This window comes from Priestia sp. J2, assembly GCF_020790095.1.
Lineage (GTDB): Bacteria > Bacillota > Bacilli > Bacillales > Bacillaceae_H > Priestia > Priestia zanthoxyli.
Window position 1 is genome coordinate 2,231,241 of the sequence record NZ_CP086208.1, and the last position, 15,913, is coordinate 2,247,153.

A 15,913-nucleotide genomic window follows, 5' to 3' on the forward strand; every position below is an offset into this window, starting at 1 on the left:
GGATGACAACAAAAAGTGGTCTCGCCCATGATGATGTGCAGCCGATTGCAGTGAATAAAAGAAGTATGGGCTTCTTCTCTACATTTTCCATGTGGATAGGAGCCAATGTGGTAGTAACGACCGTTTTTACCGGAATGCTGTTTGTACCCGATATGACCTTTTTAAAGGCATTATTTGTGATTGTGCTTGGCTCTTTAGTTGGTGCTATGCCGCTCGTGCTGATGGGGAATATCGGAACTCGAACCGGTCTTCCAACCATGGTTTTGATGAGACCTGCTTTTGGACAAAGAGGAGCTATGCTTCCTGCTGCTGTTAATCTTATTACATTAATAGGATGGGCATGGCTTCAAGCCTACATGGCAGGGCTAAGTTTAAATCATGCCGTCACCTTTTTGACCGGTTACAGCAACATCAATCTATTTACAATTCTTACTCAAGTACTAGTAGTAGCTATTTCTATATATGGACACAAAGGCATTGAAGCAACGGAAAAATTAGTAGCTACGCTTATGGTCATTTTAGCAACCGTTGTGTTTAGCTATTTGTTTATCGAATTTGATGCAGCAAAATTAATTCAAATGAAAGCAAGTGAAAATCCTGGTATTACAGGAATGTTAGCTTTTGATATTGTAGTAGCTACAGCTTTTACGTGGATTCCTATTGTTTGCGATTATAACCGAAACTGTAAATCTGAAAAAACGGGAATTGCGGGAACGTATTTAGGCTATAACGTTGCGACTTTGATTGCGATGGGATTAGGCGCAACGGTTTCCGGCTTTTCCATTCTCGGAAATATGACGCAAACGTATGACCCGGTAAATTTAATTGGCGCATATAGCCCGCTGTTGGGATTAGTAGCAGCCATCGTCATTTTTTTATCGGTGTTGTCAACCAACGTAATGGTACTGTATAGCGCAACAATGTCTTATTTGTCTATTTTCCCAAAGCAGCGCTTTTGGATACCGGCACTAACGATGGGAGTTGTCACAGTCCTAGGTTCTTTATTAAAAGAGTGGTTAATGACAAATTTTCAAAGCTTTTTGCTTATGATCGGCGTCTTATTTATTCCTATTATTGCGATTGTTCTTGTTGATTACTATATCATTCGCCGAAAACACTATGACATTTCAGCTATTTTAGATAAGGAAAATAAAATATATTGGTATACAAAAGGATTTAACCTTCATGTGTATCTATCATACATAGTGGGGGCTGTATTTGCCTACTACTTTACGTACGTTCACCCCCTAGCCACAGGCGCAACAATCTTAGCTTTTTTATTTACAGGTGTTTTACACGTATCGTTAACCAAGCTTTCACAGCTCTCCATCACTTACTCAAAGGGAATCGACAAAAATGCTTGATAGATATTCAAAAAAGACTGAATTATCTAAAATGTATCGAAAGCTCCTGTTTAAAGGAGCTTTTTGTCTTGAAAATAGGTGAGAAATAAGCAAAAGCATGGGGAAGAGAAGTTCTTAATCCAGCCTCAAATAAAGTAATAACAATGTATTTGATTCTATAAGGGGTCTTTCCTATAATAAATGTAGGAAAACTTTCCAAAGGAGAATTTTATGCTCGAATTAGAGGCTATTCAAAGCAGGGCCATTGAAAAAACTAAGCATACATTGCTACAGGATATAAAAAGCGTATTAGGTGAACAAGACGAATGTCCGGATTTAGAGACGTATTTAACAGACAGGCACTCTTTTATTAAAAAAGCCTGGGGGACTGCGTGGAGAAAAATAGTTGTTTCTTCTGTATCTAAGAAAAACAGAAGATCGTATTTAACAGAAAGAGGCTTTGAGATAAAAGGATATAAACCTCAAGCTATCGATAAGTTATTTGCTAAAGAAACGAGAAAAGGTATAGAATTTGATGCTTTTTCTTGGTTAGAAAAGCAGTACGGAAAGGGCAATAAAGCAGAGTGGCTATCTCTATACGGAGAAGCAAGAGTTGAATTTGCCAAAAAAGAAGAAGAAAGAAAAGAGAAAGAAAGACAGCAAAGTATTAATGATCGAAAAGCCAGATATCAATTACAGTTAAATTTAGAAGCAGCTCCTATTTTGGAAGTAAACAAAGAGCTGTATTACCTACATATAAGAGAACAGCTTTCACATCAGCTATCAAAAGACATTGAAACAAACTCAAAGTATATTGAAAACTATGCGCCGCATACTGAGCTTGAAGATGAATTAATAGAAAACGGCGATTTAACACGTCATGATTATGAAACGGTTCATGACTTTTTTCAAGAGATCACCGGGAACGTAAGCTCAGAATTAGACAGATATTCAACGATTATCTTGTTTGAAACGTATGAAGATGTATACGAGGTATTTATCACCGATAAAATTTATGAAATCATTCCAACTATGATTATGGATGACCTTCCTGCTTCATTTAAAGAAAAGTATAAATCTTATACAAATGATTCGGTAACACGAATGGATATTATAAAAGCACTCAGAAGTGATTTATCGGATTTGGTCTATGAATATAAAAGAATGCTTGTAGAAGAAAAGCTTTCCGATGTACTAGAAGTTTCAGATCACAACTTAACGATCGAAGAGCATAAAAAGCGATATGCACAGCAGCTGGAAGAAAGACGATTACAACAAGAACGTGAACGTGAAGAAAAGAACAAGCTGATTGAAGAAGAACAGCGACAGTTAAATTATATTTTTGGTGCAGAATACGAAATGGACCCAAGAAAAGAAACGGAATACATTCTTCATCTCGGTGATACAAACACAGGAAAAACGTATACAGCATTAAAGTCATTAAAGAAAGCTGCTTCGGGTAGCTACTTAGCGCCGCTTCGCCTGTTAGCTTTAGAAGTTTTTGAAAAGCTGAATAAAGACGGAGTTGCTTGTTCGTTAAAAACAGGTGAAGAAGAAAAGATTGTTGAAGACGCTCAGCACATGGCCGGTACGGTAGAAATGTTTAGTGAATTAGAACATGGCGATGTAACCGTAATTGATGAAGCACAGATGATTCAAGACCGAGATCGGGGGTTTTCATGGTATAAAGCCATAACCCGAGCTAATGCCAAACAAGTTCATGTGATCGGAAGTTTAAGCATTCGAAGTATGTTAGAAGAGATGTTAGACGGTGTGATCTCAGAAATTTATGAGTACGAAAGAGATATACCTTTAAAAGTAGATCTTCGAAATTTCAAAATTGAACAAGTGAAACCCGCAGATGCTTTAATTGTTTTCTCGCGTAAAAAGGTGCTCCAGACAGCAGCTAAGCTAGAAAAAGATGGTCACAAAGTGAGCGTGATTTATGGAAGTATGCCGCCTGAAACAAGAAGAAAACAAATTGAGCAGTTCATTAATAGAGAAACAACTGTCATTGTGTCTACAGATGCAATTGGAATGGGGTTAAACCTTCCAATTAGACGAATTGTGCTTTTAGAAAACATGAAATTTGATGGGCAAAAACGGAGGTTGTTGACTTCTCAAGAGTTAAAGCAAATTGCAGGTCGTGCTGGAAGAAAGGGTCTCTATAATGTGGGAGAAGTTGCATTCGCTAAAGATGCAAAGCAAATGAGAGAACTGTTATTTTCAACAGACGAGCAAATCAGCAAATTTTCAATTGCGCCTACTTCAGATATGCTAAGAAGATTTAAAGAATATCATCATGACCTCGGAACGTTTTTTGACATGTGGGCTAAATTTAAAAATCCAAAAGGTACACAAAAATCAAACCTGGCACAAGAACGTGAGCTTTATGAGGAAGTGAAAGACACGCTGATTGAAGCGAAAATGCCCATTGTTGATTTATATGGTTACTTGCAGCTGCCGTTTTCAGCAAAAGAAAGCTCTTTGAAAAAGCAGTGGGTGGCTAGCATGAATGCAATTGTTAACAGAGAAGAATTACCTGAACCAAGGATAATAGAAGGTTCACTCGAAAAATTAGAGCTGTCTTATAAAGCGATTGGCCTGCATCTTTTATTTCTATATCGAATGGATAGAAGACCCGAAGCTATTTACTGGGAGCGTGTCCGAGAAGAGCTTACAAACAAAATACATGACGTATTAAGAAAAGATATGAAAAAATTTAAAAGAACGTGCAGTGCGTGTTCTAAAGACCTTCCTTGGAATCATGATCATGCGATATGCGATTCGTGTTTTCATAAAAGATTTCGCAGAAGACACGGGGACGACGATTTTAATTACTAAGATGTAGTGATAAAAAAAGAGGCTTGTATGAACGTATGTTAGTTAAAGGAAGATCCGAACGAGTTCGATTCTCGATTGAGAATCCAATTCGTTCGGCTTTTTTTATTGTGAAGGTAGCTTTCATGTGTTTCGTTCCTTCTAGCAGTTGATTGGAGGGCAAGGCAAAGACTCCTGCGGGAGAAGCGGAACAGGTGAGACCCCCCAGGATCGTAAGCGACGAGGAGGCTCAGCGGCCGCCCGCGGAAAGCGACGTCTTGCACGGAAATCAGCTGCGGGGTCACAAGCTGTTCAGCTCGTGTATCCCATTTGTGCTTCTTTAGATGGCATTGATGTAGTTATGTCTCAATCTCATTTTTCATACAGGCTTTTAATCTTTTTCCTATGAATTTCCGTGTCAAAGCAGATTTTTGTAGAAAAAAGCCGGAAATGTATAAGCGGTCATCTTGTAAAAAGAGCAATAAATTATTATGATATAAGATGGAACTTATATTTTAAAGGATTCCGTGATTTTTTTGTTGGGCGGACGTGTATTGTCTTAGAGTAAGTTTGCTATCATTCATTATGTTAAAAGCAGCACTTTTAAATAGAGATACGGTTCGTAATAGAAGGGAAGAGGATGATGACAAGTCATAACAAAGAAAACAAAGCTGCAGTCGAGCAGTACAGTAAAGGGAAAATTTTGTGGCAATTAACCCGTCCTCATACGTTAACGGCATCGTTTGTACCCGTTTTGATTGGAACAGTTCTAGCTATGTTTTATGGCCATGTGAACGTTTGGATGTTCCTAGCGATGCTTTTTTCATGTTTGTGGATTCAAATTGCGACGAACTTATTTAACGAGTACTATGATTTTAAACGCGGGTTAGACACAGAAGACTCCGTAGGAATTGGAGGAGCCATCGTCAGACACGGAATGAAGCCGAAAACGGTATTAAATTTAGCACTGATTTCTTATGGAATTGCTCTTATTTTAGGCGTATATATATGTGCAAACAGCAGCTGGTGGCTTGCTTTAGTTGGATTAGTCGGTATGGCGATTGGTTATTTGTATACAGGCGGACCGCTTCCGATTGCGTATACGCCGTTTGGAGAGTTATTTTCAGGTCTGTGCATGGGCGCGATGTTCGTGTTGATTTCATTTTTTATTCAAACGAATACCGTAACGTCTGAAAGCATCTTTGTATCACTCCCTATTGCGATTTTAGTAGGCGCGATTAATTTGTCTAACAACATTCGTGATATAGAAGAAGATACAAAAGGGGGACGACGTACGCTAGCTATTTTATTAGGTTCTAAAAATGCGATCAGATTTTTAGCTGCTTTGTTCGGCATTGCGTATATTTGGACCGTTGCATTAGTTGTATTTTTCGATATTAGTCCTTGGATTTTCTTAGTGTTTCTTAGTGCACCTAAGCCAATTCAAGCCGTACAAGCATTTGTACGCGGAGAGCTTATTGCAATGAAAGCAACTGCTCAAACAAATACGTTTTTTGGATTTACTTTATCAATTGGGTTATTAATTGGCTATTTAGTAAGCTGATTGTGTTGAAAAAGCCTGTCTTTTTAAAGACAGGCTTTTTGTTATGCTCCAGTTATTTTTTCTTTTACTGCGCTAAGAAATGCGTTCATATTTTCAGAAGATGAAAAGCTGGCTTGAGCTTGTTTTGGTCCGCCGCCGCCTTTTCCATCGTAAAGCGGAAGCAGCTCTTTATAAAGCTCTCCGCATTTTACCTCACTGCCGCTGTGAGCCAGTAAGACTTTTTGATCACTTGAAAAAGCAAAAAGAAGCGTCGTATCAGGCGTTTGAAGCAGCTGCTTTGTCAAAGCTTGCACATCTTTTAATGTACGGTTTTCAAAGTGATGGTACAGAAATGATCCCTCTTTTTTGGCTTCTAATTCATTTGCTAAAAAAGCTGCATTTTCATTTTTTAATTCTTCTAGTTGTTTTTGCAGCTCTTTTTGTTCAGTCTCCAATTTTTTAATTCGTTCTACAACTAATTCACGGCTTGTGCTGAATTTGTTGCTAAGTTCTGCTACGATTTCTTGAGACTGCTGATAATCAGCTAATGCACGCATACCGCATTTGAAAAAGAGGCGTGTATTGCCGCGCTGCTTTTCTGTTTTTGTAAGTTTAATGAGACCCAGCTCTCCAATTTGGTTCACATGAGTACCGCAGCAGGCAGAAACATCAATGCCTTCAATTTCTACGATGCGTACCACTTCGTCTTCTAGCTCGGGCACTTTGCGAAGCGCAAGAGTATGTAAGTCTTCCTTTTTCACTTCGTACGTTTTAATGGGGCGGTTGCTGTAAATAGCGTCGTTTACAACTTTTTCAATGTGTAATAGCTGCTCATGAGATAACTGAGGCACATTTAAATCAATAGAGACAGCTTCGCTTCCTAAATGAAAGCTAACGGTATGAATATCATATGTATCAATTAATAGAGCTGAAAGTAAGTGCTGTCCGCTATGCTGCTGCATATGATCAAAGCGGCGATTCCAGTCAATTTCACACGTGACGTTCGTTTGTACAGGTAGCGTATCAACGAGGTGATAGACTTCTCCATTTTCTTCGTACACATCTTTTACCTCAATTCCGGCAATAGTACCGTAATCAGAAGGCTGTCCGCCGCCTTCTGGATAAAAAGCAGTTTGTTTTAATGTTAAAGCGTAGCCATTTGAAAGAGCGCGCGTCTCTGTCACTTCTGTTTCCCACGTTTTTGTGTAGGGATTGCTATAATAAAGTCTTTCTGTCATGTTCATCATCCTTTCTACTAAAACCATATCTAACTTTTTCTATAGTATCAGAAATATGTTTCTTCGAACATGGATAAGCTAACTTGTAATAATAAAACTGGGTGGGACATATGAAAAATACTGTTTATATTTATACGCGCGATTTAAAAAGAATTTTCACCAATTGGGCGATGATTATCATTGTGCTGACGCTTATGATTCTGCCGTCTTTTTACGCATGGTTTAATATAAAAGCATCTTGGGATCCATACGGGCGGACTGAAGGTATTGCCATTGCAGTAACGAGCGAAGACGAAGGTTCTACGATAAGAGGGCAGCACGTAAACGTGGGAAAAGATATTATTGCAACATTAAAGAAAAATAAAACGCTTGGATGGACGTTTGTTTCAAAAGAAAAAGCTGATCACGGAGTAAAGCACGGAGACTATTATGCAAGTATTGTTATTCCAAAAGATTTTTCACAAAAGCTTGGTACCGTTCTTCAAGATCGTTTGGAAAAGCCGGTCATTATTTACAAAGTAAACGAAAAAATAAACGCCGTGGCGCCTAAAATTACAAGTAAAGGAGCCAGCAGCTTAACACAACAGATTAGTGAAAAATTCGTCAAAACAGCGAATGGAGCCATTTTTTCTGTTTTTAACGAACTAGGTATTACCCTGCAGCGGGATTTACCGACCATTCAACAAGTTGAACAACGAATTTTTGAACTTGAAAATCGTCTTCCTGAAATCAAAAAAGTGATTAATGAAGCGAATGACACCACTCAAAAAGCTGGAGCTATTGTATCGAAAGCTCAGGCCGCTCTTCCTGAAGTAGAGAGATTAACAGCTGACGGCGCACAGATGACTCAGCAGCTAAACACTTTTTTAACTAAAAGCGATGAAGTGTTAAAAAACGCTGAGCCAACGATCAGCGAAACGCTGCACCGTGTTCAACAACGAGCTCTCAGAGTTCAAGAATTGAAGAATCAGCTGATGGAAAAAGATATAGCGCCGGCTGAAGTCAGCGCAGCAGCGGAACAGCTAAAAGTGCAGTTAACAAAACAAGTTGCTGACACAGGAGAGATCCTTACGCTTCTTACGGATTTAAATGCGGTGTCTCAAGGGAACGTTCTTTCACCGGTTATTAATCAAATAAAAAGTGTACATACGCTTTTACAGCAGCAGCTGTCGGATGTAAACGACTTGCAGCAGCAAACAAAAAATGGAGGTGCACCAGATCCAAGTGTGCTTGAGAAATTCAGCTCTCGCACCGACCAAGCTGTTTCTAAATTAAATACGTTAACGAATTCGTATTCTTCTACGATTGTGCCGGCTATTGAACAAGCTATCAAAGAAGCGAAAGATAAAACAGCAAGCGCAAACGCACTGCTTGATGAAGCCAATAAAAGCATGCCGGATGTTTCGAACGTGCTGTCTAAAACAGCGAGTGGCATTTTGCTCGGACAGCAGGAGCTTGCGAAAATAACAAAAGACTTTCCGCGAATTGAACAAAACGTGCACAATATAGCGGATAAAATACGCGAATTTCAGCGAAAAGAAAACATCGAAGATATTATTAATTTGTTAAAAAACGATGTACAAAAAGAAAGTGATTTTTTTGCTAAGCCGGTTCTTTTAAAAGAAGAAAGACTTTATCCTATTCCGAACTACGGCTCGGCTATGTCGCCGTTTTATACAACGCTTTGCTTGTGGGTCGGAGCTTTGCTGTTAGTTTCAATTTTAAGCGTAGAAGTAGCGGATGAAGAGCGGTTCAAAAGCTATGAAGTCTATCTTGGAAGACTTTTAACGTTTTTGTCTATTGCTCTTGTGCAAGCTTTTATTGTGACGCTAGGCGATTTATTTTTAATCAAAACGTACGTCGTAGACAAAGTGCCTTTTATCTTTTTAGGCTTGCTGTGCAGCTTCGTGTTTATGACGATTGTCTATACGCTTGTAGCGATATTTGGCAATGCAGGAAAAGCGATGGCGATTGTTTTGCTTGTACTTCAGCTTTCCGCTGCAGGCGGTACATTTCCGATTCAAGTCGTGCCTGCTTTTTTCCAAGCACTCAATCCGTTTTTGCCATTTACCTACGCAATAAGCATGATGAGAGAAGTTGTAGGAGGCATGTTAGCGGATATTGTAAGAAAAGATGTTACCGTTCTTCTTTGCATTTGGCTTGGCGTGCTGCTGGTGGGTATATTCCTTCATAAGCCTCTTAGTAAAACGAGTGCAAAATTAACAAAAAAAGCGCGTGAAAGTAAATTAATTCATTAAAAAAACGTTTTGGGTTTCCAGACAGAACAAAATGCGGTAGTGTAGATAGAAAGGAGTGATAAGCATGGGTATATTAGATGGACTATTAGGAAATGCATCAGAAGCAGATATAAGAGGAACTGAAAAAGATTTACAAAACATTTTAATTGCCAACGAGCGAGTGGAACAAGCGTATAAAGTCATTCGCGATTTAATGGTGTTTACGACGAAACGTTTAATCATCGTTGATAAACAAGGAGTGACGGGAAAGAAAACAGATTATCATTCCATTCCTTATAAGACGATTACCCATTTTAGCGTAGAAACGGCTGGAACGTTCGATTTAGATGCCGAATTAAATATTTGGGTATCTGGTTCTAGCGCGCCGATTTCAAAAGAATTTCGTAAAGATAAAAGCATTTACGACGTGCAAAAAGTATTAGCATCTTATGTATTGAATTAAAAAGTTGAGCCATGAAAAATTGGCTCGATTTTTTTTGTGTGTAAAGCAAGAAAGCATAGCAGTCTTGCATACAGTCGTTTGAAAATACTCCGGCTGTTGTCCATTCCTATTGCCATTTTACTCATTACCGAAATGCATGAAAACGATTTACATAATGAATTATACAGAATAAAAAAACCGTGATATGCTTTTTTTAGAGAAAAAAGGAAGTGACCAACTGTGAGTTATACCGTAATTGGAACATCGGCTTTTCGCAAAACAAACGTTGCGCTTTTTGCAGCAGGATTCAACACATTTTCAATTTTATATTGTACACAGGCCATTTTACCTGAATTTTCTAGAGAATTTGGGATATCTCCGGCTTTTGCGAGTTTATCTCTTTCGTTAACGACTATCACGCTTGCGGTTAGTATGCTTTTTTTAGGTTCTTTGTCGGAAGTGTGGGGACGAAAGAAACTGATGGGCCTATCGTTAATTTTTGCGTCATTGCTATGTATCATGACAGCATTTAGCTCTACCTTTGAAACGCTGTTAGTTTTTCGCGTTATTCAAGGAATCGTGTTAGCAGGGTTGCCTTCTGTGGCCATGGCTTACTTAGGAGAAGAAATTGAACCCGGAAGTTTAGGAAAAGCGATGGGGATTTATATAAGCGGAAACGCCTTTGGAGGCGTAGCGGGAAGGCTTATGACAGGAGTGCTCACGGAGTATTTTAACTGGTCTGTAGCTCTTGATGTTGTAAGCGCAATCAGCTTATTGGCCACATTTGTTTTTTTTATGAACTTGCCTGATTCACAGAACTTTACTTCCCGGTCTTTTGAACTTCGTCAGCTTACCAGCTCTCTTCGCAGTCATCTTCAAGATAAAGGAATGCTTTGTCTTTTTGCTATTGGTTTTGCACTGCTTGGAAGTAATGTAGCTTTATACAATTATATTGGATACGCTTTATCTTCTCCTCCGTATTCTTGGAATCATACACTTGTAAGTTTTATTTTTGTTATTTTCTTTGTTGGAGTATTCAGCTCAGTCTGGATGGGGACGCTGGCGGATCGATACGGCCGGAAAAAGGTGCTGTTATGTACGATTGCTGTTACGCTTATAGGTTCAATCGTTACGCTGCATCCCGTTTTATGGATAAAAATTACCGGGCTTTTGCTGCTGACGTTTGGCTTTTTCGGAAGTCACTCCATCGCAAGCAGCTGGGTAGGAAGAAGAGCAACGCATGACAAAGCGCAGGCTTCGTCTTTGTATTTGTTTTTTTACTATGCAGGATCGAGCATTGGAGGGACTGCGGCTGGCTTATGCTGGAGCGCGTACGGCTGGAAAGGTGTGATTGCTCTAATTGGTGTGTTTCTTACAACAGCCTTTTTCTTAGCTGTTCGTTTATCAAAAATGCCGGCTCAGCAGACGCATGTTCACTAAGAAAATGTAAAGACATATAGCTATTGATTTAAAAAAAGAGGCCGGTACAAAAGGATTTTAGCCCAAGTGAAAAACGAACCATTGATCAACATGTTTGATTAGTGGTTCGTTTTTTTTTGTTATGGTGAACATAGTTTCATCTGTTTCGTTCCTTCTAGCAGCTGATTGGAGGGCAAGACGGAGACTCCTGCGGGAAAGCGGAACAGGTGAGACCCCGCAGGAGCGGAAGCGACGAGGAGGCTCAACGGACGCCCGCGGAAAGCGAAGTCTTGCACGGAAATCAACTGCGGTGTCGCAAGTAATTTATACTAGCTACTTTAGTCTTTAGATTGAAATAATTTAGTTATGTCTTAATTTCATTCCCTAGTTTAAAAGCTGTATAAAAAGCTCCGCTACTTTTTTATGAGCGCTGTTAGCAGGATAGATATAAGAAAAGCGGCGCTTAAAAGGAGCGGTGTTAACATTGAGAATCGACAGGTGCTTTTGTTCTACATCTTCTTTAATAGCACAAAGCGAGAGTACAGACATTCCTAAATCGTGAACAATCGCTTCTTTAATTCCTTGATTGCTGCTGATCGTTAGCATGCTTTTCATTTTTAAACCGTTGGACATTAGAACGTGATCTAAATATTCTCTTGTTCCAGAGCCTTTTTCACGCGCTACCCACCGCTGATTTTGTAAATCATCAATTTCTACTTTTTTAAGCTGAGCTAAAGGGTGATCCACTGACGCAACGATGGCAAGCTCATCGTCCATAAAGGACTGAATATGTAAATCGGACTCTTCCGTGTGACCTTCAATAAGCCCTACATCCACTTTGAAATGACGAACAAGCTGAGCAATTTCTTTTGTATTACCGATCGTCACTTCTACATCAATATCAGGATATTGTTCACGAAGCTTTGCTAAAAAGGAAGGAAGAATATATTCGCCAATTGTAAAGCTGGCGCCAATCGTTAGCATTCCTTTGACACGGTGATGGTGTTCGTAAATATCTCGTTTCGTATGCTCATATATTTGAATCATTTGTTTAGCACGATCGTATAAAATTTCGCCGCTGGGTGTGATTTTTAACATTTTAGGTGAACGCAGGAACAGGGAAGTTTGAAATTCTTTTTCGAGATTTTTGATGTGTACGCTTACGCTTGGCTGTGAAATCATTAATTTTTCCGCAGCTTTTGTAAAGCTTTGCTCTTCTACAACAGAAACAAACGTCTTTAACGCATCATAGTACATAGAGTATGGCTCCTTTTATATTAAAAAAATTAATTATAAACATTATAAAACATTATTATGGTAATAACTAGAGGCACTTGGTTAAGAAAAGTAAAACAAGGTGCTGACTTAAAGGAGTATGTTAGCTTGCAACGAAGGCAACCTGCGCAATTTGTTTACAGTTATTTTTATTTCATCTATAAAGCTATTAAACACTTTTTTGTCATCTATTTGTAACAAAAGTAAAAAAAGTACTTGTTTTTTCCAGAAAACATACTATAATATTAACTGTAATGCGATAAGTAATACAGTTAATACACCTAGTACACACATCATGATTTTGGGTAGATGAAGGGAGGCAGACTATGTTCGATTTAGATATTCGTAGTCGTAAGCCGATATACGAGCAATTAGTAGATAAATTGAAAGAGCTTATTATTCATGAAGTCTTTAAGGCTGATCAAAAGCTTCCATCTGTTCGGCTGTTAGCAAAAGAATTAACGATTAATCCAAATACAATTCAAAAAGCGTATCGTGAACTAGAACATCAAAACTATATTTATTCAGTTCCAGGCAAAGGAAGTTTTGTAACGCCTCAAGTTGATACACTAAATAACGAGAAGGTGAAAAAGATGAAAGAAGAATTAGTAAAGCTGTTGGCAGAAGCTATGTATTTAGGAATGGACAAAGATGAAATTCTATCACTTATTTCACAGGCTGAAAAAGCAGTAAAAGGAGGAAGCGATAGTGATTGAACTGAAGGCGATAAAAAAAGAGTTTGAAGAAATGGAAGCTCTAAGAGACGTCACGCTTTCTATAAAAAAAGGATCTATTTACGGACTGCTTGGCTCCAACGGGGCAGGGAAAACAACGCTATTAAAAATCATTGCAGGTATTTACAAGCAGGATCACGGAAAGATTGCCATAGACGGCGAGGAAGTATTCGAAAACGTTGGTTTAAAAGAACGTATTATTTTTATGCCAGATTCTCTTTATTTTTTCCCTCAAACAACGATTAAGCAATTAGCGTCTTTTTATAGAAGCGTCTATCCGACTTGGAACGAAGAACGGTTCCAAAAATTAAAAGAAGCTTTCCCAATTCAATTACATAAAAAGGTACATAGAATGTCCAAGGGAATGCAGCGTCAAGTAGGTTTTTGGTTAGCGCTGTCTGCTATGCCTGATGTACTTATCTTAGATGAGCCGCTCGACGGTTTAGATGCGGTAATGCGTCAAAAAATCAAAAACCTTCTTGTTCAAGACGTGGCAGAACGGGAAATGACGATTTTAATTTCGTCACATAACCTGCGAGAAGTGGAAGATCTGTGTGATCATGTAGGCATCTTGCATCACGGTCAATTATTAATTGAAAAAGAGCTGGATGATTTAAAGTCTGATGTGCACAAAATTCAAGTTGCATTCGAAGGAGATGTGCCGCTAGCGCTTTATGACACGCTAGACATTTTATATCAAGAAAAACGAGGAAGCGTCTTGCTTTGTATTGTTCGAGGAAAAGAAAATCACTTAGTCAACAAAGTCCGATCGTATAAACCTTTAATTTTTGACATCTTGCCACTTACGCTGGAAGAAATCTTTATTTATGAAATGGGGGATGTGGGTTATGCAATCGAAAACATCATCGTTTAACCGCGGCATGTGGATTCAATCCATGAGAAACGTGGGATGGATTGGGCTTGTATACTTGCTAGTACTGCTGTTCGCTTTACCTTTACAACTGATTTTTACTTTCACAGGAAAGGTAGAGCCTTATATAGAAAAACCAGATACGCTATTTAACGTATTGGATGGGCTGGAATTTGTGTTTATGTTTGTTGTACCAGTGTTACTTGGTATTTTTCTATTTAGATATATCCAAACGAAGATTGCGGCTGACTATATTCATAGTTTACCAATTAAGCGTTCTACGCTGTTTCATCAAAATATGCTTCTGGGCGCGTTGGTTTTAGTTGTTCCTATTTTAATTACGGGAGTCGTTACTTTTGCCGTTAAAGGAGTTTTAACCGTTGAGGATGTTTATACAACAGGAGATGTTCTAAGCTGGGTCGGTTACAGTATTTTAATTAACTTATTTGTGCTGACTGGAACTGTTTTAGCGGGAATGTTCACCGGAATGTCTGTCCTCCAAGGAATCTTTTTATATGTTCTATTTCTTCTACCCGGCGGAATCTCTTATTTAGCTATATCTAATGTAAAGTTTTACTGGTACGGTTATGCGTATGACTATTACGTGAACAAAAATGTTGACAGCCTTGTTCCGTTTTCACACGTAGCGCAAATGGTAGCTCATAAAAGCTTTTCTACTAGTGCATTTGTTTATATTGGACTCATTGTCTTATTTTACATCATTGCTTTAATCACCTACCAAAAAAGAAAAGTAGAAGCTGCTACGCAAACCATTTCAGTTAGCTGGTTAAAACCGGTATTCGTATACGGAGTAACCGCTTGTTCACTCATGTTAGGCGGATTTTACTTTATTAGCATGAAAGGTGAATTTTCATGGATGGTCGTAGGCTATATTATTGGTTCATTAATAGGTTATATAGTTGCTCAAATTATCTTAAATAAAACGTGGCGGATCTTTACGAAATGGAAAGGGTATCTAGGCTTTGTTATAGCCGCAGCTATCGTTGGCTTTATCATTCATTTAGATGTATTTGGCTACTCTACTAAAGTACCGGCAGCTTCAGAGATTGAAAGTGTATATTTCGATGAAGATATATATCCATTGACTGATAAACCTGAAAACTATGCAAATGGAATGAATGGCTATTATGAAGCTCCATATTACTATACAAGTAAAGAAACGATTCAGAGCGTTCGTCAGCTGCAAAAACAAATTACAGCATCTAAAGATAAGAAGCTGGATCCTGATAAACAAAGTGAAATAGAAAGCAGAAACGGTAAAATGGCTGTATTTGCTTATAAATTAAAAAATGGAAAACAAATGGTCCGAGAATACTTTATTCCATTTTCAGACTATAAAGCTTTTTATAAAGAAATTGCAGAAACAAAAGAATACAAAGAAAATTTCCATCCGCTTTTACGAACAAAAAACACGGATAAAATTAAAAGCGTGAGTTTTTCTGTTCAAGGAAAGTCAAATTCAATCAACATTACAAATCCAGATAAAGTACAAGGACTTATACACGTAGTCAAACAGTCGATGATGAACGAAACGTTTGATGAAATGTACAGCACAAAAGAAAGCTGGGCTTCAATTGAGTTTATGGATGGAAAAGGACAGTACGTACAAACTGCATCTTGGGATAAGTCTTATAGCGAAGTAGAAGCATGGCTGAAAAAAGAGGGTTTATATGAACGTGCTCGTCTCATGCCAAAGGACGTAGAAAAAACCGAAGTGTTTAAAAATTCTTCTCATCTTAAAAACGATTATCGTCTTCAAGAAGAGTTTACATCTCTAATGAAGGATGAGAAAGCAATTAAAGTAAAAAACAATCAGCAGGTAGAAACACTTCTTCAACATGCGAACTTACGAGACACGGGAGATTATCTTGTTGCTTTTTATTACAAAGACCAAGTAGATACTCCTCAGATTTATATGTTGAATGAAAATGAATTGCCAGCAGAACTAAAAGAAAAACTAAAATAACAAG

The 15,913-nt window shown here is 38.3% G+C and carries 12 protein-coding genes; 10 read left to right on the top strand and 2 right to left on the bottom strand.

Going from position 1 to position 15,913, the window contains the following annotated elements; genetic code table 11:
• Positions 1-2 precede the first annotated feature (2 nt).
• From LJY09_RS11205 to LJY09_RS11220, 4 genes are all read left to right on the top strand, one after another.
• Positions 3-1,364 (top strand): purine-cytosine permease family protein, encoded by a 1,362-nt coding sequence (locus tag LJY09_RS11205; protein WP_028413418.1) that lies wholly within the window; start codon positions 3-5, stop codon positions 1,362-1,364.
• Positions 1,365-1,574: 210 nt separating this feature from the next.
• Positions 1,575-4,187 carry a helicase-related protein gene (locus LJY09_RS11210; protein WP_028413417.1) on the top strand — a complete coding sequence of 871 codons (2,613 nt, stop codon included), beginning with the start codon at positions 1,575-1,577 and terminating at the stop codon, positions 4,185-4,187.
• A gap of 145 nt (positions 4,188-4,332) precedes the next feature.
• Positions 4,333-4,572, top strand: a complete 240-nt coding sequence (locus tag LJY09_RS11215; RefSeq protein WP_028413416.1) for a hypothetical protein — start codon at positions 4,333-4,335, stop codon at positions 4,570-4,572.
• A gap of 234 nt (positions 4,573-4,806) precedes the next feature.
• Positions 4,807-5,727 carry a 1,4-dihydroxy-2-naphthoate polyprenyltransferase gene (locus tag LJY09_RS11220; RefSeq protein WP_025752322.1) on the top strand — a complete coding sequence of 307 codons (921 nt, stop codon included), beginning with the start codon at positions 4,807-4,809 and terminating at the stop codon, positions 5,725-5,727.
• Between the two features lie 41 nt (positions 5,728-5,768).
• Here the strand turns inward: LJY09_RS11220 and LJY09_RS11225 are convergent, their stop codons facing one another.
• Positions 5,769-6,944, bottom strand: a complete 1,176-nt coding sequence (locus tag LJY09_RS11225) for an alanyl-tRNA editing protein (protein WP_028413415.1) — start codon at positions 6,942-6,944, stop codon at positions 5,769-5,771.
• A gap of 110 nt (positions 6,945-7,054) precedes the next feature.
• Here LJY09_RS11225 and LJY09_RS11230 point away from each other — a divergent pair, with 110 nt between their 5' ends.
• From LJY09_RS11230 to LJY09_RS11240, 3 genes are all read left to right on the top strand, one after another.
• Positions 7,055-9,202, top strand: a complete 2,148-nt coding sequence (locus LJY09_RS11230) for a YhgE/Pip domain-containing protein (RefSeq protein ID WP_028413414.1) — start codon at positions 7,055-7,057, stop codon at positions 9,200-9,202.
• Between the two features lie 64 nt (positions 9,203-9,266).
• Complete coding sequence (locus LJY09_RS11235; RefSeq protein ID WP_028413413.1) at positions 9,267-9,644, top strand: PH domain-containing protein; 378 nt, start codon at positions 9,267-9,269, stop codon at positions 9,642-9,644.
• Between the two features lie 219 nt (positions 9,645-9,863).
• The gene (locus LJY09_RS11240) at positions 9,864-11,063 is read left to right on the top strand and encodes an MFS transporter (protein WP_028413412.1); all 1,200 of its coding nucleotides are present in this window, start codon (positions 9,864-9,866) and stop codon (positions 11,061-11,063) included.
• Between the two features lie 363 nt (positions 11,064-11,426).
• Here LJY09_RS11240 and LJY09_RS11245 read toward each other — a convergent pair whose 3' ends face one another.
• Positions 11,427-12,299, bottom strand: a complete 873-nt coding sequence (locus tag LJY09_RS11245) for a selenium metabolism-associated LysR family transcriptional regulator (protein ID WP_013083080.1) — start codon at positions 12,297-12,299, stop codon at positions 11,427-11,429.
• 344 nt (positions 12,300-12,643) lie between these two features.
• Here LJY09_RS11245 and LJY09_RS11250 point away from each other — a divergent pair, with 344 nt between their 5' ends.
• The 3 genes from LJY09_RS11250 to LJY09_RS11260 are packed head-to-tail and all read left to right on the top strand — an operon-like array spanning position 12,644 to position 15,909.
• Positions 12,644-13,033, top strand: a complete 390-nt coding sequence (locus LJY09_RS11250) for a GntR family transcriptional regulator (RefSeq protein ID WP_013083081.1) — start codon at positions 12,644-12,646, stop codon at positions 13,031-13,033.
• Positions 13,026-13,925, top strand: a complete 900-nt coding sequence (locus LJY09_RS11255; protein ID WP_028413411.1) for an ABC transporter ATP-binding protein — start codon at positions 13,026-13,028, stop codon at positions 13,923-13,925. Before LJY09_RS11250 ends, LJY09_RS11255 begins: the two co-directional genes overlap by 8 nt.
• A complete protein-coding gene (locus LJY09_RS11260) occupies positions 13,900-15,909 on the top strand; it encodes a DUF6449 domain-containing protein (protein WP_028413410.1) in 2,010 nt (669 codons plus the stop codon). The genes LJY09_RS11255 and LJY09_RS11260 overlap by 26 nt, the downstream gene beginning before the upstream one ends.
• Positions 15,910-15,913 lie beyond the last annotated feature (4 nt).

Coding starts and splice junctions, on each gene's coding strand:
- LJY09_RS11205 (WP_028413418.1), top strand. CDS start 3: ATGACAACAAAAAGTGGTCTCGCCCATGATGATGTGCAGCCGATTGCA.
- LJY09_RS11210 (WP_028413417.1), top strand. CDS start 1,575: ATGCTCGAATTAGAGGCTATTCAAAGCAGGGCCATTGAAAAAACTAAG.
- LJY09_RS11220 (WP_025752322.1), top strand. CDS start 4,807: ATGACAAGTCATAACAAAGAAAACAAAGCTGCAGTCGAGCAGTACAGT.
- LJY09_RS11225 (WP_028413415.1), bottom strand. CDS start 6,944: ATGACAGAAAGACTTTATTATAGCAATCCCTACACAAAAACGTGGGAA.
- LJY09_RS11230 (WP_028413414.1), top strand. CDS start 7,055: ATGAAAAATACTGTTTATATTTATACGCGCGATTTAAAAAGAATTTTC.
- LJY09_RS11235 (WP_028413413.1), top strand. CDS start 9,267: ATGGGTATATTAGATGGACTATTAGGAAATGCATCAGAAGCAGATATA.
- LJY09_RS11245 (WP_013083080.1), bottom strand. CDS start 12,299: ATGTACTATGATGCGTTAAAGACGTTTGTTTCTGTTGTAGAAGAGCAA.
- LJY09_RS11250 (WP_013083081.1), top strand. CDS start 12,644: ATGTTCGATTTAGATATTCGTAGTCGTAAGCCGATATACGAGCAATTA.
- LJY09_RS11260 (WP_028413410.1), top strand. CDS start 13,900: ATGCAATCGAAAACATCATCGTTTAACCGCGGCATGTGGATTCAATCC.